The following is a 24020-nucleotide window of genomic DNA, read 5'->3' as shown; positions in this document are numbered from 1 at the left end:
CGCGGGGCGCAGTCGTGGACGGTGCGGCGCCCGGGGCCCGACGGGTGAGCTGGTCGCCCCTCACCGCCACCTGGCCGGATGCGAGACTGCTCGTCCGGGGAGGAAGGGGCGTCACATGGCGGGCACGGAACCGGGCACGGAGCCGGGCGTGGGCAACGGCACGGCACTGGTCCTGGGCGGTGGCGGGCTCACCGGCATCGGATGGGAGATCGGCATGCTCGCCGGCCTCGCCGAGGCGGGAGTCGAACTCGCCGGCGCCGATCTCGTCATCGGGACCTCCGCCGGATCGATCGTCGGCGCCCACCTCGCCGCACGGTCGTCCACACCGGACGAGCTCTACACGCGCCAGCTCGCGGCGCCCGAACGGCGCCCGGGCGCCCGGATGGGGGCGGTCGCGATGGCACGGTTCGTGACCATCGCGGTGCGTTCGCGGAGCACGGCGTCCTTCGGGTTGCGGATGGGCCGCCTCGCGCTGTCCGCCCGTACCGTCCCGGAGGCGGAGCAGCGCGCGGCGATCGCCCGCACCCTGGAGTCCGCCGACTGGCCCGCGCGGCCGCTGGTGATCACGGCGGTGGACGCGGCGACGGGGGAGCGGCACACCTTCGACGCCACCAGCGGTGTGTCACTCGTCGACGCGGTGACCGCGAGCTGTGCCGTCCCCGGCGTCTTCCCGCCCGTCACCCTGGACGGCCAGCGGTGGATCGACGGCGGAGTGCACTCCACCGCCAACGCCGATCTGGCCGCCGGGTACGGCCGGGTGGTGGTCATCGCGCCGATGGCCGTCAGCGGCGGCCCCATCGCCGGCCCGCGCTCCCAGGGCGAGGCGCTGGCCCGCCAGGGCGCCCGGGTGTGTGTGGTGACCCCCGACCGCGAGGCCAGAGCGGCGTTCGGCCGCAATGTCCTGGACCCTGCCAAGCGCGCGGACGCGGCCCGCGCCGGACGCCGGCAGTCCGCCGTCCACGCCGAGGAGATCCGCCGGGTCTGGTCGGACCGGCCCTGACCACCGGCGGCGCACCGGCACAATGGGACGGTGGACGACGCACCTGACCCGATACCCGTCACCCGGACCGTGGACTGCGGCACCGCCAAGCTGATGCCGGATGTCGACCGCCCCCGCTCCTGGCTGCTGACGGTCGACGGCGCACCGCAGTCGTATGTCGACCTCGACGCGCCCACCCACCTGGAATTCGAGTACGTGCGCAGGCTCGCCCACGTCCTGGACGAGGCCGCCGCCCCCGGTGAGCCGCTGGACGTCCTCCACCTCGGCGGCGGGGCGCTGACCCTGCCGCGCTATCTGGCCGCCACCCGCCCGCAGTCCCGGCAGGACGTCGTCGACGCCGATCGCGGGCTGCTCTCCCTGGTGGAGGAACACCTCCCGCTGCCGGCCGGCTCCGGTATCGGGCTGCGCGCACAGGACGCCCGCGCGGCCCTGGAAGCGGCGCCGGAGAACGGCGCCGATGTGATCGTGGCGGACGTCTTCGGCGGCTCGCGGGTGCCCGCACATCTCACCTCGGTCGAGTACGCGCAGGCCGCTGCCCGGGTGCTGCGGCCGCACGGGCTCTACGCCGCGAACCTCGCCGACAGTGCGCCCTTCGGCTTTCTGCGCGGCCAACTCGCCAATTTCGCCACCGTCTTCGACCACCTGGCACTGATCGCCGAGCCGTCCGTGCTGCGCGGCCGGCGTTTCGGCAACGCCGTGCTGATCGCCTCCTGCCAGCAGCTCCCGGTCGCCGCGCTCGCCCGGCGGGCCGCCGGCGACGTGTTCCCGGCGCGGGTCGAGCACGGCGCCGCGCTGCGCCGGCTGATCGCGGGCGCCGCTCCCGTACGGGACACGGAGGCGGTGGCCTCCCCGGTCCCGCCGGACGGGGCCTTCAGCATCGGCTGACCGCGTCGGCCTCGACACCGGCGCCACCGGCCGCCGGCTCCGTCGTACGCCGGGTCAGCTGCCGTACCCCGCGGATGCCCAGCACCCCGGCCGTCAGCAGCGCGATCAGCGCGGAGCAGCCCCAGAGGGCGGCGGTCCGGCCGATCAGGTCCTGCACGGGGCCGGCGAGTGCGGTGGCGAGCGGGACGACGGCGATCGAGCCCAGCCAGTCGTAGGAGGAGACCCGGGAGAACTTCTCCTCGGGGATCTCCTGGTGCAGGGCCGTCATCCAGTTCACCGCGAAGACCTCGATGGTGATGCCCGTGACGAACATGACGAGGGTCAGCCAGGCCGCCGACAGCGGCACGGCCAGCGCGGCCGACGGAAGGGCGAGCGGGAAGACGCAGAGCACGCCGGCGAGCAGCATCCGGCGCGGCTTGAAGCGGGTCATCAGCAGCGCGCCGACCACGGTCCCCACGCCGAAGGCGGCGAGCGCCAGGCCCCACGGCCCGGGGCCGCCCAGATGCTCCTCGGCGACCAGCGGTCCGTAGACCGCCTCGGCGGCCGCGACCACCGCGTTGACGACGGCGAACTGCACCACCACGGCCCATAGCCAGGGCCGGGAGACGACCTCGTGCCACCCGTCGCGCAGATCGTGGCGCAACCCCCGCCCGGCGGCGCGTTCCGGGACCTTGCTGACGTCGAGGAAAGCGCGCAGCGCCCCGGCGAGGGCGAAGGCGGCCGAGTCGATCGCCAGCACCCAGCCGGGACCGACGGCGGCGACCATCGCGCCGCCGAGCGCCGCACCACCGATGTTCGCGCCGTTCATGCCCATCCGGAAGACGGCGAAGGCACGTCCCGCCTGCTCACCGGAGACGGTGGCCAGCACCATGCCTTCGGAGGCGGGAGCGAAGAAGGCCAGCCCGGTGCCGCCGAGCGCGGCCAGCAGCGCCATCTGCCACAACTGCGGGTCACCGGTCAGCACGAGCAGGGCGAACAGACCCTGGGAGACGCAGCTGAGGGCGTTGGCCGCGACCATGACGTGGTGCCGGGGGAGGCGGTCGGCCAGCGCGCCGCCGATCAGGAGGAAGAGGAGGAGCGGAACGGTGCGCGCGGTGGCGACGAGTCCCACGTCCGTGGCGGAGCCGCCTGCCCCGAGCACGGCGAAGGCGGACGCGATCAGCGCGCCGGAGCTGCCGAGGTTCGCGATCACCGTGGCGCCGGTGAGCAGGGTGAAGTTGCGTCCCGCCCAGGCGGGCCGCCGGGCGGTCACCAAGACCGCACCGGCAGGGCGGCTGCCTCTGAGCGGGGACCGGGGGACTCTCCCGGGGTGCGGTGTGCCGGGTGCGGGGTCCGCCCGTGCACGGTCTGCTGCTGTCCTCGCCACATGGGGGTCAACGATATGCGGGGCCGCACGGGAGGAACACGGCGCCTGCGCGGGGCCCGCCGTACCGGCTCCGGGCCACGCTTCCCAAGGCAAGCTACTCGTTGGTAACGTAACGCCATGGCCTCTGAGACCCTGCCGTCTATCGGCGACATGATGACGGCATCCGTGCCGATGGTCCGCACCCTCAACCTCGAGTTCACCGAGACCACCGCCGAGCGTGCCGTGGTCCGGATGCCCGACCAGACCGACTTCCACAACCACGTCGGCGGTCCGCACGCCGGGGCGATGTTCACCCTCGCCGAGTCCGCGAGCGGCGCCATCGTGATGACGGCGTTCGGCGATCAGCTGAGCCGCGCGGTGCCGTTGGCCGTACGCGCCGAGATCGGCTACACCAAGCTCGCGATGGGACCGGTGACCGCGACCGCGCAGCTGGGCCGTCCGGTCGCCGATGTGGTTGCTGACCTCGACGCCGGGCAGCGGCCCGAATTCCCCGTACAGGTCGAGATCACCCGTGAGGACGGCGCCGTCACCGGTGAGATGACCATCGTGTGGACCCTGCGCCCCCACAAGTGAGCTGACCCGAGCGCACCCGCGGCCCGCATCGGGCGAGCGGGACCGTCACCTCTTCCGCCGCGGGGCGTCCGGATCCGTCCTGTCGCCGACCGCGTAGCTGAGCCCTCTTCGTCCCGAGCCGATCGAGTACGCTTCCCTGGCGCGCTGTGGCGGCGCGCCAGGGAATGACCGGCACCGGCGTCACGGATGCCTGGGCAGCGGCCCACGGGGGCCTTACATCATGCGGAGGAAGCGGCGTTGCACATCCAGGAGTGGCTCGAGACGGTACCGGCCGTGAGCGTCTACCTCCTGGTGGGGGTAGTCATCGGAGTGGAGAGCCTGGGCATTCCCCTGCCGGGCGAGATCGTCCTCGTCAGCGCGGCGATTCTGGCCGCGACCCAAGATCACATCAATCCCTACGCGCTGGGTGCCTTCGCGTCAGGCGGCGCGATCATCGGTGACTCCATCGGGTATCTGATCGGGCGCAAGGGGGGCCAGCCACTGCTCAATTGGGCCGGCCGGAAGTTCCCCAAGCACTTCGGCCCCGACCATGTCGCCATGGCCGAGGCGAAGTTCGACAAGTGGGGGATGTGGGCGGTGTTCTTCGGCCGCTTCGTCGCCCTGCTGCGCATCTTCGCGGGTCCGCTCGCGGGCGTGCTGAAGATGCCGTACTGGAAGTTCCTGATCGCCAACGTGCTCGGCGGCATCGTCTGGGCCGGTGGTACCACCGCCCTCATCTACAGCGTCGGCATCGTCGCCGAGCCGTGGCTCAAGCGCTTCTCCTGGCTGGGGCTCGTCGCCGCCCTGCTCTTCGGCGTCGGCTCGTTCCTCGTCATGAAGCGGCGTGCGCAGAAGGCGGCGGCCGCCCGTGAGGCGGAGGCCCCGGTCCCGGCGGCGGTCGACTGACACCGCTCGTACGCTGCCGCCGCCCCGCCCGACCAGCGGAGCGCGGCACAGTCACCGGCCCGGCAGCACCCGCTGCCGGGCCGGCGGCGTTCGCAGCCGCACTCAGGCGGCATCCGCATAGCTCGTGCCGACCTTGAGGCCGTCGATCCAGTTGATGACGCGCTTGTCCGTGACCTCGGTCCCGTAGGTGCCCCAGCGCGTGTCATTGCCCAGGTCGTCCCAGGTACGACCGGCGAATGACGCCACCTTGGCCCCGTTGTAGTACGCCTCGACCCAGCCGGTGCCCGCGTCGTCCGAGGTGTGGATCCCGAGAACGATGCGCTTGTACGTGCCGGTCGTCACGGGAGTGCTCCACTTCAGGTGCCACTCCTCCCCGGCCTCGATGTGGAAGAGCTTGAGCTCTCCGCCCTCGACCTTCATCAGCACCGGGTAGTTCTGCTGCTGCTGGTCGCCGGTGCCGTACGACTTCCACTGGAAGATCGTCGCGGCGTCCGCCGTGTTGGTGGAGGTGTCCCAGCCGAGGTAGTAGGTGTGATCGTTGCGGAAGGTGTAGCGGGAACCGCCGACGGACAGGCCGTGCGCTTCGCAACGCTTGAGCCCCAGCGGCTTGTTGAACTTGAAGACCATGCCCCGTCCGTCGTGGTTGTCCTGTGCGGTGACGCTTCCCGGTGCGTCACACAGGAGCGAGGAGAAGACCGCGGTACCGCCGGCGGCGTCGCCGTTCCAGATGACCGAGGCACTGGCGGGTGAGGCCAGTACGAGCGTGAGCGCCGAGCCGATGACGGGGAGGGCGCCGATGACGCCCGCGCGCTTGTGCATTGCCGTTCCCTTCGGTCGGGAGTGCCGGAGAAACCCGGTCGACCGCAGCCCTGCCGAGCGCAGCCCTGCGGGCCGCGGGTCGATCAGGTTCCTGAACGGTTTGTACCCATGGAAGGTCGAACGCTCAAGCAGTTCAACGAAGTTGATTGTTTCGATCGAATGGAGCGAAGCGTTCGCACGGCGACAGGCTGAGCAGAAGGGCCAATGCGGTGGGGCGAGACGCGACAGGGCGGAACGCGCGGTCAGGGCGCCGACCAGATGTCGGGGCCGCCGTCGCGCCACTCGAAGAGCGCGGCGTCGTCCCAGACGAATTCGGCGGTGGGGAAAGCGCTGGGGAAACCGGCCCGGCGCAGGAAGGCGGCCACATCACCCTTGCGCAGTGCGCGACCGAGGTCCTGTCCGCGGAGCGTGACGCGACGGCCGCCGGTGCAGGGCGGATGCACGATCACGGGTGCGCGGTTCATCCTCCCAGCATGCGACCGACCCGGCGGTTCCGCACACCGAAAGCCGTTTCGATGTCACGCTGGGTAGCTGGGTAGCTGGGTAGCTGGGTAGCCGGGCAGCCGGGCATCGAGGCGTCCATCGGCTCGCGGTCGCCTCCGGTGCCGGTGCCGGTGCCGGTGCCGGTGCCGAGGCCGGGGCCGGGGCGTGGCGGGATCCGTGCGGGCCCCGCTGCCCGACGGGGCCGACGGCGTCCAGGACGGACGCCGGGCGCAGATCAGGACCCGGTACGAACCCGCGTGAAGAACGGTGCGCCCCGGGCGCCGCGCCGCCACCACCGGACCTCCTCGTCGACAGCCCGCCCGCCTTGTCCGTCCGGTCCCTCACCCGCCCGGTCCCGTGCCCCGCGCCGCAGACCGGCCAGTATGTTCCGGGCGCCGGCGATGAACAGGGGGTCGCCGATGAGCTTCTTCGCCGCCAGGGCTTTTCGGCAGGCGCGCAGCGCGGCCGCCGGCTGTCCGTGAGCACGCTCCGTGAGGGCCTGGGCATACAGGACGGTGGAGTACAGCCAGAAGTCGCCGTCGGAGTGCCGGGCCTCCCAGGCGCGGCGGCCCGCGGCCTTCGCCCGTTCGGCGTCGAGCGACGACAGGGCCACCGCGAGCATCGCCCCGCTGTGGGCGGGCCCCGGCCCGAACCACGGATCCGTGGAACGGTGCCGGGCCGCCTCCTCCAGGCACTCCACGGCCGTGCTGACGTCCTCGCGGTAGAGGGCCAGCACCCCGTGGACATGCGCGATACGGGCCAGCCCGTCGGAGTCCGCGTGTATCACGGCCGCCGTCCACGCCTGGTCCAGCAGCTCTTCCGCCGTATCGAGCGCATGCTCCTGCGCGGCCAGCCATCCGACGAGCCACAGCGCGCGGGCCCGTAGCGCGGTGTCCTCCCGGGAGAGCAGCAGCAGCCGGCCGAGATGGGCACGGCCCTCGCGGCGGAAGCCGCAGGCCGCCCACCGGAACCACAGGGACACCGCGATCTCCAGGGCGCTCAGCGCATCCTCGGCGTCCTGGGGCGGACGGGTCAGCGCCGCGTCGAGATGGTGCTGTTCGTCCTCGACGAGGCGGACGGCGAGCTGTTGGTTCGGCCCCTGCCAGGCGACCTGCGCCTCCGCGGCGAGCGCCGCACAGGCCTGGCGGAACCGGCGCAGCGCCGCGGCCTCCTCACCCGCCTCGCGCAGCTGCGTACGCCCGAATTCCCGGGCGCCGCCGGGCAGTCGGTACCGCGGCGGGAGCGCGGCTCCGGTGTCCGGTGCCTCGGCACCCCGCTCCCGTACGCTCTCCAGGACGGAGGCCAGCCGCAGGCGTTCCAGCGAGGCCTGGACCTCGGCTGCAGGAACGTCACTGCTCGTACATACGCACCCCGCGAGCCAGGGGTCGAAATCCCCGGGCAGCACCGAAAGCCGCGCCCACACCCGCCGGTCGGTGGGGGAGCAGAGCGCGTAACCCGCAGCGTGCGCCGCGTAGAGCGAGGTGTGCCGCACGGTCGGGGCCGGCCCCGAGTAGAAGAGCGGGCCGTCCGCGCCCACCTGCGCGGCGAGCTGCGGCAGCGACATCCGGTCCAGCTGCTGGGCCGCCAGCTCGATCGCCAGCGGTGAACCCTCCAGGGACTCGCAGACGGCGACGAGGAGTTCGGGCGCCGCGGGCCCCGTCCGGGCGGCGAGCAGCTCGACGGCCGGGCCCGCGATCCCCTCGCCCAGCGTCACGGGGAGCGGCTCGACGGGGACGACCTGCTCGGTGACCAGCCCGAGACGACGGCGGGTCGTCACCACGATCCGCAGGTCCGGCTCCGCCTCCAACAGCCGCCGCACCAGGCGCGCGCACTCCTCCAGCACCGGATCGCAGTCGTCGAGCAGCAGCGTCGCGCCGCGCTCCACGCAGTGCGCGGCAAGCGCGGCGACGGTTGCCTCATCGGCGGTCCGCGGTGCGAACGCGCCGGTGGTGGCGGCCGCCTGGCCGGGGACGGGCTCCGTCGCGCAGGGGTGTGCCGTACGCCGGGCGATGACGCGTGCCGTGTCCGGCAGACCGGCCGCCCGGACCAGTGCGTCGGTCAGGCCCCCCCTCGGCGATGCCGTCCCAGCAGCCGACCCGGATGACCGTGCCGTCGTGGCGGGCGGTGCGCTCGTCCAGGACGGCGCGGGCCAGCACGCTCTTGCCCACGCCTGCGGCCCCGGTGAGCGTCACCAGCCGCGCGCTGTCCAGAAGGCCGGAGACCCGCTCATGTTCCGCGGCCCGTCCCACCACGGCGGGCGGCGGCGAGTCCTCGGCCCACGCGCTCATCGGTCATCCCCGTCCACGGCACGGCGCCCGCGCCCTTCCGTATGGGCATCAACGATGCCAGAACCGGACGACCGGTAAACGGCTGAGGGCCTTCCCGATCGGGCGAAACCAGGCCGATGTGCTTGACGCGCCCGGTCCACACGGCCTGGCGAGGGGGCGCGGCGGGGCGCCGCCCATTCCCCTCCGCCCTCCTGTGCGTTGCGTTCGCCAAGGTGCCGGGAGGCGGTCGGGGGAGGCCGGGAAGGGGCTGACGCGGTTGGCAAGAGAACGGACAGGAACACCCAATGGCCCACAAGGGAACCATTGTTGAATCTCCGTCAGCCGTCGTATCGAGGCCGTATGGAGATGGACGGCGGCCGTCATCGTGATGCTAAGATCATCACACTTGCCAAGCAGTCTAATAAGCTGCTATGGCATAAGGGAAATTCCGCGCATTGGTCCAGGAAAACCGCCACCCGGGGAGAACTATGCCATTGGCCGGGCCTTTTACGGCTGTCTGGCAGGCGACTGTGCGCGGCTGTTCCTGTACGGCCGGATTCGTGAGCATCACGCCGTGCCCGCGCCCGCCGTGCAGCACTCGGTGGCTTCGTCGTCCGAAGAGAGTCTTATGACGCAATACTTCCAGGATCCAGCGCTCTGGGGTTTGATCGCTGGTACCCCTGTCGCCGCCACCGCGATTATTCGCGGCCGGAAGAAGATCACGGAGCTACGGAGAGAAAAGGAAGGCCTGAAGCAGCACTACGCCAACCTGGAAAATCACTACGCAGACGCCGTGGAAGAGGCCAAGGAACGGGCCGAAGAAGCCACGAAGAATACGCTGAAGGCTGCCATGCGGACGCTTCAGGGTCTTGCGAGTGAGCAGCAGCTGGCGATTTCAAAAATGCAGGAGAATTACGGCGAGCGCCAGATTCTCCAGGATCTCCTCGGCATCGACCACATGAACTCGCAGTTCGCGAGGCGGGCCCAGTCCATTGCCGTGCTCTGTGATGGTTGGCTCGGTCGCCGGCGTACCGCAGCGTCGATCTACGACGTCGTTCGCAGTGCAAAGGGGCGCATCCGCCACTTCACGCGCGTCGAGATCCGCTCGCAGAGTAACTACGCCATCGTGAACCGTGCCGTCGAACCGGTTGCGCTCACGCTCGCCGAACTTCTCGACAACGCCACGAGTTACTCGGCTCCGGAAACGATGATCGAGATCAACATTCGCCCCGTTCCCAAGGGCGTCTGCATCGTCGTGGACGACGCCGGTGTCGGTATGAACGAGGAGGAGAAGACGCGGGCCGGTGCGCTGTTGTCCAGCGACCACTCGCACGGCGTCTCCAGCCTCGGGAATCCGCCGCAGTTCGGATTCACCGTCATCGGTGTGCTCGCCGCCCGCTACGGCTTCAGCGTCTCCGTTGATTCCACCTCTCCCTATGGCGGCGTGCGTGCGGTCGTCCTGATCCCAGACGACCTGCTCACGTCCGTGATCGAGCCCGAGGAGAGTCCTGCTGTGGCCGCTTCCAGCCCGATGCCGGCCGAGGAGAACCCTGCGGCCGTTCCGACTCCGCCGCCGCCGGCGGCGGCTCCTTCGACGACCGCGGGCGGACTGCCGAAGCGCCGCCGCCGCGGAGCCATATCGATTGTTCCGGCCGGCGAGCAGGACGGGGAGACGGCGGCGACGGGGGAGACCAAGGAGAACCCGGACGGCCCGGAAACCCGCGACAGTGCACGAGCCGCTTCTGTCATGGGTGCATTCCAGCGCGGTACGCAATCGGGCCGTCGTTCCACCAATGCAAGCAGTGAAGGGCATGAAGCTCAGTGAACTACGATCTGTCGTGGATGCTTGACAGTGCTCTGGAAGTGCCCGAAGCACAACACGCCATCCTCGTTTCCGCCGACGGCCTGCTCATGGCTCGTTCGAAGGATGTCGGCAGGGACCACGCCGACACCGTTGCTGCCGCAATGAGCGGTATGCAGTCGCTGAGTCGCACGGTCGCCGACTTCTGCGGCGGACCTAACAGGCGACCGCAGTGGCGGCAAACGCTGGTGGAGTTCGATCACGGCTGGGTCTTTCTGATCTCGGCCGGTGAGGGTGCCTATCTGGCTGTCTCGGCAACGCCCGACGTTGATATGGCCGAGATTACCTTCCGTATGCAACAGCTCGTCGGTCAGCTCGGTAAAGCGCTGACCAGCCCTCCGCGTGAGAGGGCAGATATCCAACCATGACAACCCCGGACGAGTCGGAACTGGAACCCGAAGCTGCGGAATTAGTGCGACCGTATGTCATCACCAACGGTCGTGAACTTCTCGACGACAGTGATTTTACACTGATCACACTGGTCACAGTGAACGAGAATCCGCCCCGCACAAAGCCTCTCGATCCCGAAAAGCTCCAAGTGCTGGAGTTGTGCGCGGGAGGTTTCCTTTCGGTCGCCGAAATCGCCGGACACACACGACTGCCGGTAGGCGTCGTCAAAATTTTGGTGTCCGACCTCTCGGAGGAAGGCCATCTCTACTCTCGTGCACCGATACCGACCGCCCAGCGCGTCGACAGGCAAATCCTTGAGGAGGTGCTGAATGGGCTCCAGGCTCGCTTTGGATGACGGCGTCTACCTGCGCAATTCAGTGCAGACCGCTGCGAAGATCCTCGTGGTCGGCCATTTTGCCGTCGGGAAAACCACCTTCATCGGGACCATGTCCGAGATTCCCCCGCTGCGTACCGAAGAGGTCATGACGCAGGCGGGCGCGGGAATTGACGACCCGAAAGGTGCCCCGGGCAAGACCACGACGACGGTCGCCATGGACTTCGGCCGTCTCACGCTCAGCGAGAAGCTGGTCCTGTACTTGTTCGGAACGCCCGGCCAGCAGCGCTTCGTTCAGGTGTGGGAGGACATGACCCGGGGAGCGCTCGGTGCGCTGGTGCTCGTCGATCCCGAGCGCCTTGAGGAGTCCTTCCCCGTGATGGACCTGGTCGAGCACTACGGCATCCCGTACGCCATCGCCGTGAACCAGTTCGACGGGACGCCGACCCACTCTCTCGAAGAGATTCGGGAGGCACTCGACCTGCTTCCCGAGACACCTGTTGTCACCTGTGACGCACGTGACGAAAGGTCATCGGCGGATTCGCTGATCACACTCGTCCGTTATCTACAGTCCCGCCTCAACTAGGAGTTCAGGCATATGCAATCCTCTCCGGAATTCCAGGATCCGCCACCCGGGTGCCCCGCCCACGCCGGCGGCCGGAGCGTGCCTCTGTACGGCCCCGAATTCGCCGCCGCTCCCGGTGCGTTTTATGAACAGCTACGGAAGTACGGCCCCGCCGCTCCGGTCGAGCTCGCTCCCGGCGTGGAGGCCGCACTGGTCACCGACTACGCAGCGGCGCTCCAAGTCCTGCAGAATCCGGATACCTTCGCGCGGGACCCGCGCCGCTGGCGCGCGCTCAACGCGGGGGAGGTCCCCTTGGACAGCCCGGTGCTGCCCATGTTGATGTACCGGCCGAACACCATGTTCTCCGACGGAGCCGTGCACTTGAGGCTGCGTCAGGCGGTGACGGACAGCCTTGCCCGGGTGGACATGCACCGGATGGGCCGGCATGTCGACCGGGTAGCGGCGTACCTCATCGAGCAGTTCAGCAACAGGGGCAAGGCCGACCTGGTCACCGACTACGCCCAGTGGCTGCCCCTGCTGGTCTTCAACGACCTCTTCGGCTGCCCGGCCGAGATCGGGGACCGGCTGGTCTACGGGTTCTCCGGCATCTTCGACGGCGTCGACGCGGAGAAGGCGAACGAGGTCCTGACGGAGTCGCTGTTCGAGCTGGTCGCACTCAAGCGTGTCCAGCCCGGCGAGGACGTCACCTCGTGGCTGATGGCGCACCCGTCGCAGCTCACCGACGAGGAGATGATCCATCAGCTGGTGCTGCTCATCGGAGCGGGCGCGGAGCCGATGCAGAACATCATCTCCAGCGCCCTGCGGCTGCTGCTGTCCGACGAGAAGTATGCGGGCGGCCAGCACTCGGCGGGCCTGCTGGTCGACGACGCCATCAACGACGTGCTGTGGAACAGCCCGCCGATAGCCAACTACGCCGTGCACTACCCCCTGCAGGACGTGGAGCTCTCCGGCAGCAAGCTCGGGGCCGGGGACCCGCTGCTCATCAGCTTCGCGGCGGCCAACACCGATCCGAACCTGTCCGTGGGCCGGCAGACGCTCAGCAAGCGGGCGCACCTCGCGTGGGGAGCCGGCCCGCACGCCTGCCCGGCGAAGGACCCCGCTCTGCTGATCTCCGTCCAGGCCATCGAGAAGCTGCTGAACACCCTGCCGGACATCGAGGTGGGTGTGCCCGACGAGAGCCTCACCTGGCGGCCGGGCCCGTTCCACCGGGCGCTCAATGCGCTCCCCGCCCGCTTCACCCCGGTACGCACCGAGAGTCGGTCATCCATTCCCTATTCCACGCCTGGGCAAAGCACCGGAAATGCACCGGTCGAGGAAGCTCAGGGAAGGTCGCGCAAGAGTAGTTGGTGGAGCGGATTCCTGACCTGGTGGAAGGTGTGATGTTCACGACAATACCGAACTTCCTTACGCTGTATGGGTGCTCGATTACAAGGGTAGACAGGGGTGTCGCTATCACTATGACCGTCTGAAGAAGGAGTCGCTGTGGAGCCCGCCCTGGCCTCCCCGTCCGTCGACCGGCGTTCCGTGGTTTCGCTCTTCTCCCGCCTGCGTACGGCGAGCGGGCAGGCGAATCCGCTACCGCTGTACACGGAGTTGAGGTCCATGGGAGATGTCGTTCCGGCTCCGTGGGGCGGGTACCTGATCACCTCGTTCGGCCTCTGTGACCAGGTGCTAAGAGATCGAGCGTGGCAGGTACCCGACAGCGACTGGCGGGCTCGCCAAGGTGCGGGGGCGCGTTGGAGCGCGCGTTCGTCGCGTGAAATGAGCAGAACTCTTCCTGCACTCAACGGACCGCAGCACACCCGGGTGCGGCGGTCGTTGGGGAATATGTTTGACCGCAAATCCGTGGCGGTCATCAAGGGAGCGATCGAGGGCCGGGTGGAAAGCCTTCTCGATCGACTCGCCGGCGCATTGCGGCTTGGTGATGTCGATTTCAGTTCCATGGTCAGCGAAGAGCTGCCCATGAGTTCGATCGGTGAATGGCTGCACATTCCGCCCGCCGATTACCCCATGCTGCGCGAATTGGCTCATGAGCAGGTATTCACCCAGGAATTGCTGCCCTCGGCGAGCCAACTCGCCCGGTCGGATGCCGCGACCGACCAGCTGCGGAATTACTTCACCGCACTGGTGCAGGACCGCCGCCGGGCACCTGGGGACGACCCCATATCGGCATGGCTCCGTACCTGGGACGACCTCGAATCCGATCGCGAAGCCGCCGACGAAGCCGTTTACCTCCTCGCGCTCCTCGTCTTCCTGGCCGCCCCGGAGACCACCGCGACCCTGCTGTCCACCATGGTCTGGCTGCTGCTGGAGCACCCGCGTCAGCTGGCGTGGCTGCGCGCGCATCCGGACCACGTGCCGGACGCGGTCGAGGAAGTGCTGCGCTTCGACTCCCCGAACCATGTGATCAGCCGGGTGGCCGCCGAGGACACCCTGTTCGCGGGAGTGCGCATCGAGAAGGGGAGCATGGTGCACCTCATGGTCGGCGCAGCCAATCACGACCCGGCGCACCACATCGACCCCGGGCGCTTCGACATCCACCGCAAGGCCGCCCACCTCAGCTTCAGCGGCGGAATCCACTACTGCCTGGGCGCGCCGCTCGCGCGTCTGGAGGCAACCACGCTGTTGAGCGGCCTGCTCGGACGCCTTCCCGGTCTTCCCGGTCTGCGCGTCAGCGCGGCTCCGGTCTGGGCGCCGCGGGTGGGCTTCCGCCGCATCATGGAGCTGCGCGTGGCCACGTCCTGACGTGGTCACCTTCGGGGGAGAACCGGTAACGAGAATCGAGAAGCAGGGAACACCGTGGTGGAAGACTTCAAGGCACTTCGCGTCATACCCGAGGGCCCGGTGCTGAGAGTCGAGTTGAACAGCCCGGAGACCGGCAATGCCGTTTCCGGCCTGATACTCGACGAGCTCCTGGCCGTACTGGGCACCCTGCAGGACGAGACCGGCGTCCGTGTGCTGATCCTCTCCGGTGCGGGACCGGACTTCTGCCTGGGCGGCGACCGCAGGGAGTTCGGTGAACTCCTCGCAGCCGACCCCGGTGGTGCGGAGCTTCGGGTGCTCGCCAACAAGGCGCGCCGGGTCTGCGATGCACTGGCCACGGCGAATGCGGTGACGGTCGCCCGCCTCCAGGGCGGGGTGATCGGGGCGGGAATGGCGCTCGCGTTGTTCTGCGATCTGCGAGCGGGGGCCGACAACTGCCGTTTCCGCATGCCCGAACTGGCCCTCGGGATGCCGCCCGCCTGGGGCGGCGCACTGCCGCGGCTGCTGAACGAGACCGGAGCCGCCCGGATCCGTGAGTTGATCCTGACCGGTGCGAGCTTCGACGCGGCGAAGGCTGCCGAGTTGTCCATCCTTCACAAGGTGGTTGCCGAGGAGGAGTTGGACGACGCCATCAGGCAGTGGACGAAGCCCCTGCTTCGCAGGTCCCCCGTTGCCCTGCGGACCGCCAAGGTGATGATGAACGCGTATGCGGGGGCCAACCGCCTGGCGGACGCCACCCTCTTCGACGCGGAACTCATGACGTCGGTGCTGGCCGCCGCGGCGTCCGACCGGCGCGTCTGAGCGGCCGGGGCCGGGCGCACGGAGGGCGTCGTACCCGGCCCGCGTTCGTGCCGGTCCGTCATGTGACGGACCGGCGGCAACGCCTCTGGCTCAGCTCTCCCCGTCCGTCACCGCGTCCCGGTGCTGTGCCGCCAACTCGACGTACATCGTGGCGTTCAGCTTGATGACCTCCCGCTCCTCGTCGGTCAGCTCTCGCTTGACCTTCGCGGGTACCCCCGCCACGAGTGAGCCGGGCGGCACCTGCATCCCCTGGGGGACCAGCGCCTGTGCGGCGACCAGGGAGCCCGCGCCGATGTGGGCGCCGTTCAGGACCGTGGCGCCCATGCCGATCAGCACATCGTCCTCGACGGTGCAGCCGTGCAGGACGGCGTTGTGCCCGACCGAGACCCGCTCGCCCACGGTCACCGGGAAGCCCGGGTCGACATGCACGGTGCAGTTGTCCTGGATATTGCTGTCGGCGCCGAGGACGATCGGACCGCAGTCGGCGCGCAGCACCGTGTGGTACCAGACGCTCGCCCCCGCGGCCATGGTGACGTCGCCGAGGACGACGGACGTCGGCACGGTGAAGGCTGCCGGATCGAGATCCGGCTCCTTGCCGCCCACCGCTGAGATCAGTGCCCGTCCTGTCATTCCGGCCTCCTTGCCAGTGCTACGCCGCGCCTTGAGCACCGTAGAGGACGGGGCCGGCGTTCGGTGGTGGCAGCGGCCGGTGGGGTGAAGATCACAGCGCAGCGCGCGGCGGGTGGTCCGGCGCGCTGAGTACGGTGTCTCCGTGCCGATAAAGCAGAACGTGTTCTCGTCCTTCGTGGCCTGGCGGCGCCGGACCGTGTCGCGTGCCGTCCATCGCGGCGCGCGCTGGGTGAGGCAGGCCGCGGCCGTCACGGCCGAACGCCCCGGCCCCTACCGCTTCCGCGGTATCGGCGTCGGCGCGCGACTCGCGTTTCCGCAGGGCACGGTCTTCGGCGACCCGTGGATCGAGATCGGCGACCACTGCATCATCGCCCAGGACGTGACGTTGACGGCGGGCATGATGCCCGACCTCGACCTCGGCCAGGAGCCGATCCTGACGCTGGGCAACGGCGTCGTGCTCGGCCGCGGCAGCCATGTGATCGCGGATGTCCCGCTGACGATCGGTGACGACTGTTTCTTCGGTCCCGGGGTCTACGTCACGACCACCAACCACAGTTACGACGACCCCGACGTGCCGGTCGGCAAGCAGTGGCCGCGTACCGAACCGGTTTCCATCGGCTCCGGCAGCTGGATCGGTACGGGCGCGGTCATCCTGCCCGGCGCGCGGCTGGGCAGGAACGTGGTCGTGGCGGCCGGCGCGGTCGTCCGCGGTGAGGTGCCCGACCACGCGGTCGTCGCCGGCGCCCCGGCCCGGATCGTTCGCAGCTGGGACCCGGAGGCGGGCTGGCAGCCACCGCTGCGTACGCCCGCGCCGGTGCCGATTCCGGAAGGCGCCACCCCGGAGCAACTGGTCGCCGTGGCCGAGTGGCAGGCGCGGAGCGAGGCGGCGGACGCGACGTAGGGCGGCGCACGGGGGAGCCCCGGCAGGCGACGCCCCGGCCTACCTCGCGCCGGCCGGCCGGTAGGTGCACACGTGCACGCCCGTGCCGCTGGTGACGGTGGAGACCAGCTCCAGGCTGCGCAGCGTGCCGTCGTCGGGGAAGATCGTCTTCCCGCCGCCGAGGGTCACCGGCAGGATCATGAGCCGGAGTTCGTCGACGATGCCCTCGCGCAGCAGGGTGCGGACGAGTGTGGGGCTTCCCATGACCAGCAGGTCGCCGCCGGGCGTCTCGTGCAGCTTGCGGATGCGGGCGACGGCCTCCTCGCCGGGGATCCGCGTGCTGTTGGCCCAGGTCAGCTCACCCTGGCCCAGTGTCCGGGACACCACGTACTTCGGGAGGGCGTTCATCCGGTCGGCGAACGGGTCGCCCGCGCGCTCGGGCCACGCCGCGGCCATCGTCTGCCAGGTGCGCCGCCCGAACAGCAGCGCCTCGGCCGTGGCCAGCGCGTCGTCGAACGCGCCGCCCATCACCTCCGGATCGAAGAACGGATGGGACCAGCCGCCGTGGGCGAAGCCGCCGTCGGTGTCCTCGTCGGGTCCGCCCGGAGCCTGCACGACGCCGTCCAGGCTCATGAACTCACTGATCGCGATGCGCATGGGACTCGCTCCTCATGGTGTCTGGTGGGGGAGTGCGGCAAGGGAGACCGCGGTGCCGCCCCGGAATCATCGCGCCCGCCCTCGCAAAGTGACACACAGCACATTGTCGCGTGTTCCGGCCGGTCTTCGGGGGTCAGCTGCCCGCGGCGAGCAGCACCGTGCCGACCAGCGCGAGCGAGGCGCCCGCCGTCTGGATCGCGCGCATCCGTTCCTTGAGCAGGCCGAGCGCGGCGAGGGCGGTGACGACGGGGTAGAGCGAGGCGAGCACCGCGGCCATGGTGACCGGACCGTTCTGCGCGGCGACGGCGTAGGTGCCGTTGGCGGCGACATCCGCGATCCCGATGAAGGCGAGCGCGGGCAGGGAGCCGCGCAGGGCCGCGAAACCGCCCTCGGGCAGTGCCGGGGTACCGCGCCGCACCGTCACGTACAGGGCGGCGCCGCCGACGGCGACGTTGCACAGCCGCTGCACGAACAGGGCGAGGAAGAGGCCGGTCACGGTCGTGGACGCCTCCGCGATCAGCGCCATCACCGCGCCGAACCCGAGCGCCGACACCAGCGTGAGCACGATCGTCTGGCGCGCCACCGATGCCCCGCTGATCCGCGGCCCGCCGGCCAGCAGCACGCCGATCACGGCCACGACCATTCCCGCCGCCTGCAGCAGCCCCGGCCGTTCGCCCGCCACGATTCCCACGCCGAGCGGTACGAGGACGGTGCCGATCGAGCCGAGTGGAGAGACCACGCCCATCGGGCCGAGGGCCAGGGCCCGGTAGAAGCACAGCATCGCCGCGGGCCCCACGACGCCGGCCGCGACCGCGAACCACAGCTGCGGCCCGGCCTCCTGGAGGCCGCCGGTGGCGACCACGATGACGCCGAGGACGAGCGCGGCCAGGGACTGCGAGACGACGACCACGGTGAGGGCGTTCAGCCGCCGGGTGAGGAGTCCGCCCCCGAAGTCGGCGAGCCCCCACATCAGGCTGGTGGCCAGGGCGAAGAGCGCTGTCATGGTGAATCCTCGCAGTACAGTGTGCTGAACGCGGAAGTGCAAGACACCGTAGTACAAGGAAAGCGACTACGGAATTTAATATATTGACCTCCGATGGCAGCTCGATGGACGACCCCGACTTGGACGGCCTGTGACGGACCTCGATCAGCTCACGCAGTCGCTCGCGCGCAACCTCAAGCGCTGGCGCACCGAACGCGGATACACCCTCGACGCGCTGGCGGCCCGTGCCGGCGTCAGCCGCGGCATGATCATCCAGATCGAGCAGGCCCGTACGAACCCGAGCGTGGGAACCACCGTCAAGATCGCGGACGCGCTCGGCGTCAGCATCACCACACTGCTCGACTACGAACAGGGCCCGCAGGTACGGATCGTGGCACCGGGTCAGGCCGTCCGGATGTGGTCCACCGACGCCGGCAGTCACACCTCGCTGCTCGTCGGCGCCGAGGCGCCCGGACCGTTCGAGATGTGGGACTGGAAGCTGATGCCCGGCGACGCCAGCAGCTCGGACCCGCATCCCCCCGGGACCGTCGAGCTGATCCATGTCCGCACCGGAACGCTCACCCTCGTCGTGGACGGCGAGGAGCACACGGTGGCCGCGGGCGCCTCCGCGACGTTCGAGGCCAAGGTCACGCACGACTACCGCAACGACGGTGCGGAGCCGGTGGAGATGACCATGTCGGTGCTCATCCCGCCCGCCCGCTGAACCGCCGCCCGGGTCCGCCCGCGAGGCAGGCCGGAATCGCCGTTCACGTCTCGGGACGGCAGGCCGCGCGAGCTGCGGCGACTGTTAGCTTGTGAGCATGCCCGTGCCGATGGATGCATTCGACGATGTCCGGCCCGCCACCGACTGCCTGGACCTGCTGAGCGAGCCCGTTGCCGCCGCGCTCCGCGACTGGCGGGGCAGCGTGCCGGTGGAGGAAATCCGGTTCGTGGACACGGACCCGGAGATCGCGGACACCGGACGTCTCGTCGAGCACTACGGCGCCTGGCTCCTGGAGCAGTCCGCGAACTGCGTCGTGGTGGCCGGCAAGCGCGCCGGCGAGGTCACTCTGGCCGCCTGCCTGGTCCTGTCCCACACCCGGGTCGACGTCAACGGCGCGGTCCGCCGCCAACTCGGCGCCCGCAAGGCGTCGTTCGCGCCGATGGACACCGCGGTCGGCGACAGCGGAATGGAGTACGGCGGGATCACCCCGATCGGCCTGCCCGCCGCCTGGCCGATCCTGGTGGACGCCGCCGTCGCCGATATCCCGTACGCGCTGATCGGCAGCGGCAGCCGCCGCGGCAAGCTCATCGTGCCCGGCAAGGCCCTCGCCGAGCTGCCCGGCGGCACGGTCCTGGAGGGGCTGGGCGTTGCCTGAGGGCTGCCCCGGACGCTGTCCGGCGGCCGACGGACGCTATCCGGCTGCCGGGTGCGAGCGCAGATCCAAGGACAACGCGGTGGAGTGCTCGGTGAAGCCGAGGCTGCGGTAGAGCGCCTCGGCGTCATCGGTGGCGTGCAGGTCGATACGGGTGGCGCCCCGCTCGGCGAACCAGCCCAGCAGCGCCTGTGTGGTCGCGCGGGCATGGCCCCGGCCGCGGTAGCGGGGATCGGTGCAGACGCTGAACACGAAGCCGAAGCGGCCCGAGGGGTGGCCGGGCGCCGGCAGCCGTTCCTCGACCCGGCCGACCGCGCACGCCGCCAGATGCGGCGCCCCGGCCGCGTTGCCGTCCACCACGAACGCGCCCATCGCCGGCTCCGGTCCGGACAGCTCGCGCCGCGCCATCACCTCGGCGTCCTGCTCCCAACTCCCCGGCTGATCATGGCCGTTCATGGCGAAGAACATCAGGCGGCGCAGCCGGACGAGCTCGGCGGCGTCCTCGGGGAGGGCAGCACGTGGCGTGATCATGGGCGGACGCTAACGCACCCGGCGCTCAGCCCGAACGGGGTATCTCAATGGCCGGACAGCGATCCATCACCATGGCGAGACCGGCGGCGCGGGTACGGTCCCAGGCCGCCTCGTCGACGACCCCGAGCTGGAACCACAGCGCCTTCGCGCCGATCGCCACCGCCTCGTCGGCGACCCCGCCCGCCAGGTCGCTGTTGACGAACACATCGACGACATCGACGGGGAAGGGGATGGCGGCCAGCGAGGGATATCCCTGCTCGCCGTGCACCGTCTCGGCCTTCGGGTGCACCGGCACGACCCGCTTGCCGTAGCGCTGCAGGACCTCGGCGACGCCGTAGGCCGCGCGCTGTTCGTTGTTCGACAGGCCCACGACCGCCCAGGTGTCGCCCAGCTCGGTGAGGATCCTGCGGATCGTGCCGCTGTCGCCGTACACGCACTGCCTCCTGCGGATTGAAGGGTTCTGTGCGGATCAACGGCTGCCGCCGTCCGGAGATTCCCGGTCCGGGCAGGAGTTCGGCGGAGAGGACGTCCGGCGGCGTGCGGCCGTCCCGGACAGGCGGACGCCCCGCCCGAAGGGGAAGACGGGCGGGGCGGGTTCTGGTGCCGGCGGATCAGTTCGGGCGGCCGGCCATCCCCGCGCGAACGGCGCTCGCCGCACGGGCCGGCTTGCCGATCGCCATCCCGCCGCTCACCGGCTCGGCCCCGGCCGCGCCGGTCCCCGGGCGCAGCGCCCGCACTGCCGCTTCCGGCAGGCTGTCGACCTGCGCGGACGTGTCCTCGTCCGTTCCCGCACCGGCCGCCGCCAGCGCCGCGCGCAGCTGGTCGGTCTCGACCAGCATGCTCACCGGGCCGGTCGGGTTCAGGTAGAGGGCGTGGCCCGGCGGCAGCTGCTCGACGAGCTCGGCCACCGACCGTCGGTCGTACAGCAGCCGGCCCACCGACTCCAGATGGACCGGCGAGGTGTAGACCGGGATGACCGGGGTGCCCTCGGGGGAAGCCGCGGCAAGCGGGCTGCCGGTCGCGGTGACCAGGACGGACACCTGCGCGCCTGCCAGCGCCGCGGGGACGTCCTCCGCGGGGCCGTAGCCGGTCGCGGCGAGCTGCAGCGCCCTGTCCACGGCGTCGGCGGGGTCGGCCCAGTCCAGCATCTGCGGCGACGGCCGGTACTCCGGGTTGTCCCGCCACTCCTCGATCTCGCCGGTCGGGCCCGACCGCCACTGTCCGATCAGCGCCCACAGCGGTGGCGGACCGTCGCCCGACCACGTCAGATCCACCATGGCCAGCCAGTGGTCGGGCGCGTTCCGTGCCGCCTCGACGACCTCCGGTGGCGGCTCGGGCATGTCCGCACCCGTCACGGGAACGCCCGCCGTCATCGCCGACTGTGTGTCCTTGTCCATGAAGCCTCCGCCAACCAGCCGTTCCGTTCCAGTACGAGCGGGCAACACAGTGCCCACGGGCAGGCGCGGACGTCGTCCCGACGCACCGTGCGGACCCCTCGCGTACGCCGCGTGGCGGTGCGCACTGCCGCCGTACGGCGGACACCGCAGCGCGGCGCGACCACCGGGACCGCAGACGTCCGAGCGTTTCGGGGTCCGCATAGGGTGGTGCGATGCAGGAGCAGTACCGGACTCTCGCCCGCGAGGGTGTCCACGAGATCGAGATCAACAAGTCCCGCTTCCTCTGTGCGCTCGCGCCCGTCGCGACCGAGGCCGAGGCCCAGGACTTCATCGCGCGCATCCGCAAGGAGCACCCCGCGGCCCGCCACCACTGCTTCGCGTACGTCATCGGTGCCGACGGCGGAGTGCAGCGGGCGAGCGACGACGGCGAGCCGGGCGGCACCGCGGGAGTGCCGATGCTGCAGATGCTGGTGCGCCGCGAGGTGCGCTATGTCGTGGCGGTGGTCACGCGGTACTTCGGTGGCGTCAAGCTCGGTGCCGGCGGCCTCATCCGCGCCTACGGGGGCGTGGTGGGCGAGGCGCTCGACGCGCTCGGCACCGTCACCCGGAAGCGCTTCCGGCTGGTGACCGTCACCGTCGACCATCAACGGGCCGGCCGGCTGGAGAACGACCTGCGGACGACGGGCCGCACGGTGCGCGAGGTGACGTACGGGGCCGATGTCCGCATCGAACTGGGGCTCCCGGAGGCGGACCTCGACGCCTTCCGGGCCTGGCTGGCCGACACCACCGCGGGCACGGCGGTGCTGGAGCTGGGCGGCGAGGCCTACGGGGACCTCTGACCCGGTGCGCGGTCCGGCGGCGGAAATCCTGTCCTGACCGGTGCGCGGGGCCGCCGATCGTGTCAGCCTTTTGCGCGGCGGAACAGGGCCGCGATCCGGCGTGCGAGCCGGCACGAGAAAGGGCTGACCATGCCTGACCTCCTCGACGAGCGCGTGGGATTCGTCCGCCGTATCGGACTGTTCCAGGCCACCGCCATCAACATGAGCCAGATGTGCGGCATCGGACCCTTCGTGACCATCCCGCTGATGGTCGCCGCGTTCGGCGGACCGCAGGCCGTCATCGGCTTCCTGGCGGGGGCGGTGCTGGCGCTGGCCGACGGGCTGATCTGGGCCGAGCTGGGTGCCTCACTGCCCGGCGCGGGCGGCAGCTACGTCTATCTGCGGCAGGCCTTCCAGTACCGCACCGGCAAGCTGATGCCGTTTCTGTTCGTGTGGACGGCCATGCTGTTCATCCCGCTCGGGATGTCCACCGGGGTCATCGGGTTCGTGCAGTACCTCGGCTATCTCTGGCCGGGCATGAGCCAGGGCCAGGGCGATGCCGTCGGACTCGTCGTCACCGTCGGCGTCATCGTGCTGCTGTGGCGGCGCGTGGAGCGCATCGCCAAGCTCACCGTCGTCCTGTGGACGGTGATGATCACCTCCGTCGTGCTGGTCATCGTCGCCGCCTTCACCCACTTCAGCCCCGAGCGCGCCTTCACCTACCCCGCGCACGCCTTCGAGCTGACGTCGAGTCACTTCTGGATCGGCTTCGCCGCGGGCCTGACCATCGGCATCTACGACTACCTCGGCTACAACACCACCGCCTACATGGGCGCCGAGATCAAACAGCCCGGCCGTACCCTCCCGCGCGCCATCATCTACTCGATCCTCGGCATCATGACGATCTACCTGCTGCTGCAGATCGGCACGCTCGGCGTCGTCAACTGGAAGGACATGCTCGACCCGGACAGCACCGCGTCCTCCTCCGTCGCCTCCGCCGTCCTGGAGAAGGCCTGGGGCAAGGGCGCCGCCGCCACCGTCACCGTGCTGATCCTCGTCACCGCTGTCGCCTCTGTCTTCGCCGGCCTGCTCGGCGGCTCCCGCGTCCCCTACGACGCCGCCCGCGACCGGGTCTTCTTCCGCCCCTACGGCAAACTCCACCCCCGCCACCGCTTCCCCGTCATGGGGCTGCTCACGATGGGCGTCGTCATGGCGGTCGGCTTCCTCATCGGCCGGCACACGGACCTCGCCACGATCATCCAGCTGCTCACCACCGTCATGGTGATCGTGCAGGCGCTCGCCCAGGTCGCCGCGGTGACCGTGCTGCGCCGCCGCCAGCCGGGGCTGCGCCGCCCCTACCGGAAGTGGCTCTACCCGCTGCCGAGCATCGTGGCGCTCGTCGGATGGCTGGTGATCTACGGCTACGCGGACCGGAACTCACCCGGCCGGCACCCCATCGAATGGTCGCTGGCGTGGGTCGCGGCCGGCCTGGTGGCCTTCCTGCTGTGGGCGCGCTACGAGAAGGAGTGGCCGTTCGGGCCCAAGCGCATCAGCGAGGAGTATCTGCACGGGGCGGATCCGGACGCCGAGGCCCCCGAGGGGCAGACGCAGCCGGCAGCCCGACCGGAGCCGCCGGCGGAGCCCGCCCGCGAGAGCGGCGGCTGATCGCACCCGCGACCGAGGGCCGCCGCGGGACCGGGGCGGAACCGGCCCCCGCGCGACGGGGGCGGGGCCTT

27 protein-coding genes are annotated in these 24020 nt (G+C 70.4%); 16 read left to right on the top strand and 11 right to left on the bottom strand.

Annotation, left to right across the window (positions count from 1 at the left end; all coding sequences use genetic code 11):
* Window positions 1-115 precede the first annotated feature (115 nt).
* Window positions 116-1000, top strand: a complete 885-nt coding sequence (locus tag ACIRQ7_RS34090; protein WP_404266418.1) for a patatin-like phospholipase family protein — start codon at window positions 116-118, stop codon at window positions 998-1000.
* Between the two features lie 30 nt (window positions 1001-1030).
* Entirely contained in the window at window positions 1031-1885 is an 855-nt protein-coding gene (locus tag ACIRQ7_RS34085; protein WP_404266417.1) for a spermidine synthase, read from the top strand.
* On the opposite strand, the gene ACIRQ7_RS34080 is transcribed toward ACIRQ7_RS34085, so the two are convergent.
* Window positions 1872-3140, bottom strand: a complete 1269-nt coding sequence (locus tag ACIRQ7_RS34080; protein ID WP_404266416.1) for an MFS transporter — start codon at window positions 3138-3140, stop codon at window positions 1872-1874. The two genes, ACIRQ7_RS34085 and ACIRQ7_RS34080, sit on opposite strands and share 14 nt — an antisense overlap.
* A gap of 228 nt (window positions 3141-3368) precedes the next feature.
* Between ACIRQ7_RS34080 and ACIRQ7_RS34075 the strand changes: the two genes are divergently transcribed.
* Window positions 3369-3824 (top strand): DUF4442 domain-containing protein, encoded by a 456-nt coding sequence (locus ACIRQ7_RS34075; RefSeq protein ID WP_403669401.1) that lies wholly within the window; start codon window positions 3369-3371, stop codon window positions 3822-3824.
* Window positions 3825-4061: 237 nt separating this feature from the next.
* Window positions 4062-4709, top strand: a complete 648-nt coding sequence (locus tag ACIRQ7_RS34070; RefSeq protein ID WP_401478000.1) for a DedA family protein — start codon at window positions 4062-4064, stop codon at window positions 4707-4709.
* A 102-nt stretch (window positions 4710-4811) separates the two neighbouring features.
* Here ACIRQ7_RS34070 and ACIRQ7_RS34065 read toward each other — a convergent pair whose 3' ends face one another.
* The 4 genes from ACIRQ7_RS34065 to ACIRQ7_RS34050 all read right to left on the bottom strand — a co-directional run bounded on the left by ACIRQ7_RS34065 (window position 4812) and on the right by ACIRQ7_RS34050 (window position 8299).
* Window positions 4812-5528, bottom strand: a complete 717-nt coding sequence (locus ACIRQ7_RS34065) for a hypothetical protein (RefSeq protein WP_404266415.1) — start codon at window positions 5526-5528, stop codon at window positions 4812-4814.
* Window positions 5529-5770: 242 nt separating this feature from the next.
* On the bottom strand, window positions 5771-5992 hold the full coding sequence (locus ACIRQ7_RS34060; RefSeq protein WP_403669395.1) for a hypothetical protein: 222 nt from the start codon (window positions 5990-5992) through the stop codon (window positions 5771-5773).
* A 254-nt stretch (window positions 5993-6246) separates the two neighbouring features.
* Window positions 6247-7896, bottom strand: coding sequence for an ATP-binding protein (locus ACIRQ7_RS34055; protein ID WP_404266414.1), 1650 nt, complete (start codon window positions 7894-7896; stop codon window positions 6247-6249).
* A gap of 31 nt (window positions 7897-7927) precedes the next feature.
* Window positions 7928-8299, bottom strand: a complete 372-nt coding sequence (locus ACIRQ7_RS34050; protein WP_404266413.1) for a hypothetical protein — start codon at window positions 8297-8299, stop codon at window positions 7928-7930.
* 607 nt (window positions 8300-8906) lie between these two features.
* Between ACIRQ7_RS34050 and ACIRQ7_RS34045 the strand changes: the two genes are divergently transcribed.
* The 7 genes from ACIRQ7_RS34045 (at window position 8907) to ACIRQ7_RS34015 (ending at window position 15013) form a co-directional block, all read left to right on the top strand.
* On the top strand, window positions 8907-10103 hold the full coding sequence (locus ACIRQ7_RS34045; RefSeq protein WP_404266456.1) for an ATP-binding protein: 1197 nt from the start codon (window positions 8907-8909) through the stop codon (window positions 10101-10103).
* The gene (locus ACIRQ7_RS34040) at window positions 10100-10507 is read left to right on the top strand and encodes a roadblock/LC7 domain-containing protein (RefSeq protein ID WP_401478012.1); all 408 of its coding nucleotides are present in this window, start codon (window positions 10100-10102) and stop codon (window positions 10505-10507) included. The genes ACIRQ7_RS34045 and ACIRQ7_RS34040 overlap by 4 nt, the downstream gene beginning before the upstream one ends.
* Window positions 10504-10884, top strand: coding sequence for a DUF742 domain-containing protein (locus tag ACIRQ7_RS34035; protein ID WP_401478015.1), 381 nt, complete (start codon window positions 10504-10506; stop codon window positions 10882-10884). The genes ACIRQ7_RS34040 and ACIRQ7_RS34035 overlap by 4 nt, the downstream gene beginning before the upstream one ends.
* A complete protein-coding gene (locus ACIRQ7_RS34030) occupies window positions 10859-11449 on the top strand; it encodes a GTP-binding protein (RefSeq protein WP_401478018.1) in 591 nt (196 codons plus the stop codon). Before ACIRQ7_RS34035 ends, ACIRQ7_RS34030 begins: the two co-directional genes overlap by 26 nt.
* A 12-nt stretch (window positions 11450-11461) precedes the next feature.
* Window positions 11462-12829, top strand: coding sequence for a cytochrome P450 (locus tag ACIRQ7_RS34025; protein ID WP_404266412.1), 1368 nt, complete (start codon window positions 11462-11464; stop codon window positions 12827-12829).
* Window positions 12830-13294: 465 nt separating this feature from the next.
* Window positions 13295-14194: a cytochrome P450 gene (locus ACIRQ7_RS34020; protein WP_404266411.1), complete on the top strand. Its 900-nt coding sequence runs from the start codon at window positions 13295-13297 to the stop codon at window positions 14192-14194.
* 54 nt (window positions 14195-14248) lie between these two features.
* Window positions 14249-15013, top strand: a complete 765-nt coding sequence (locus ACIRQ7_RS34015) for an enoyl-CoA hydratase/isomerase family protein (RefSeq protein WP_404266410.1) — start codon at window positions 14249-14251, stop codon at window positions 15011-15013.
* A gap of 90 nt (window positions 15014-15103) precedes the next feature.
* On the opposite strand, the gene ACIRQ7_RS34010 is transcribed toward ACIRQ7_RS34015, so the two are convergent.
* Window positions 15104-15643: a gamma carbonic anhydrase family protein gene (locus ACIRQ7_RS34010; RefSeq protein ID WP_404266409.1), complete on the bottom strand. Its 540-nt coding sequence runs from the start codon at window positions 15641-15643 to the stop codon at window positions 15104-15106.
* A 142-nt stretch (window positions 15644-15785) separates the two neighbouring features.
* Here ACIRQ7_RS34010 and ACIRQ7_RS34005 point away from each other — a divergent pair, with 142 nt between their 5' ends.
* Window positions 15786-16544, top strand: coding sequence for an acyltransferase (locus ACIRQ7_RS34005; protein WP_401478031.1), 759 nt, complete (start codon window positions 15786-15788; stop codon window positions 16542-16544).
* A gap of 39 nt (window positions 16545-16583) precedes the next feature.
* Here the strand turns inward: ACIRQ7_RS34005 and ACIRQ7_RS34000 are convergent, their stop codons facing one another.
* Both ACIRQ7_RS34000 and ACIRQ7_RS33995 read right to left on the bottom strand, forming a co-directional pair.
* A complete protein-coding gene (locus ACIRQ7_RS34000) occupies window positions 16584-17180 on the bottom strand; it encodes a dihydrofolate reductase family protein (protein WP_404266408.1) in 597 nt (198 codons plus the stop codon).
* A gap of 133 nt (window positions 17181-17313) precedes the next feature.
* The gene (locus ACIRQ7_RS33995) at window positions 17314-18183 is read right to left on the bottom strand and encodes an EamA family transporter (RefSeq protein WP_404266407.1); all 870 of its coding nucleotides are present in this window, start codon (window positions 18181-18183) and stop codon (window positions 17314-17316) included.
* Window positions 18184-18313: 130 nt separating this feature from the next.
* Between ACIRQ7_RS33995 and ACIRQ7_RS33990 the strand changes: the two genes are divergently transcribed.
* On the top strand, window positions 18314-18886 hold the full coding sequence (locus tag ACIRQ7_RS33990; protein ID WP_401478039.1) for a helix-turn-helix domain-containing protein: 573 nt from the start codon (window positions 18314-18316) through the stop codon (window positions 18884-18886).
* Between the two features lie 97 nt (window positions 18887-18983).
* Window positions 18984-19541 (top strand): YbaK/EbsC family protein, encoded by a 558-nt coding sequence (locus ACIRQ7_RS33985; protein ID WP_404266406.1) that lies wholly within the window; start codon window positions 18984-18986, stop codon window positions 19539-19541.
* Window positions 19542-19577: 36 nt separating this feature from the next.
* Here the strand turns inward: ACIRQ7_RS33985 and ACIRQ7_RS33980 are convergent, their stop codons facing one another.
* The 3 genes from ACIRQ7_RS33980 to ACIRQ7_RS33970 form a co-directional block, all read right to left on the bottom strand.
* Entirely contained in the window at window positions 19578-20069 is a 492-nt protein-coding gene (locus tag ACIRQ7_RS33980) for a GNAT family N-acetyltransferase (protein ID WP_404266405.1), read from the bottom strand.
* Window positions 20070-20094: 25 nt separating this feature from the next.
* Window positions 20095-20502 (bottom strand): CoA-binding protein, encoded by a 408-nt coding sequence (locus ACIRQ7_RS33975; RefSeq protein ID WP_404266404.1) that lies wholly within the window; start codon window positions 20500-20502, stop codon window positions 20095-20097.
* A 178-nt stretch (window positions 20503-20680) separates the two neighbouring features.
* Window positions 20681-21466, bottom strand: coding sequence for a type VII secretion system-associated protein (locus tag ACIRQ7_RS33970; protein ID WP_404266403.1), 786 nt, complete (start codon window positions 21464-21466; stop codon window positions 20681-20683).
* A 212-nt stretch (window positions 21467-21678) separates the two neighbouring features.
* On the opposite strand from ACIRQ7_RS33970, the gene ACIRQ7_RS33965 reads away from it, so the two are divergent.
* Window positions 21679-22305: a YigZ family protein gene (locus ACIRQ7_RS33965; protein ID WP_401478054.1), complete on the top strand. Its 627-nt coding sequence runs from the start codon at window positions 21679-21681 to the stop codon at window positions 22303-22305.
* Window positions 22306-22434: 129 nt separating this feature from the next.
* Complete coding sequence (locus tag ACIRQ7_RS33960; RefSeq protein WP_404266402.1) at window positions 22435-23949, top strand: APC family permease; 1515 nt, start codon at window positions 22435-22437, stop codon at window positions 23947-23949.
* The last annotated feature ends 71 nt before the right edge of the window (window positions 23950-24020 follow it).

This window comes from Streptomyces sp. NPDC101393 (assembly GCF_044767385.1).
In the GTDB taxonomy this organism is placed as follows: domain Bacteria; phylum Actinomycetota; class Actinomycetes; order Streptomycetales; family Streptomycetaceae; genus Streptomyces.
Note: the sequence above shows the minus strand (reverse complement) of the source record. Positions and strands in the feature narration are given on the sequence as shown.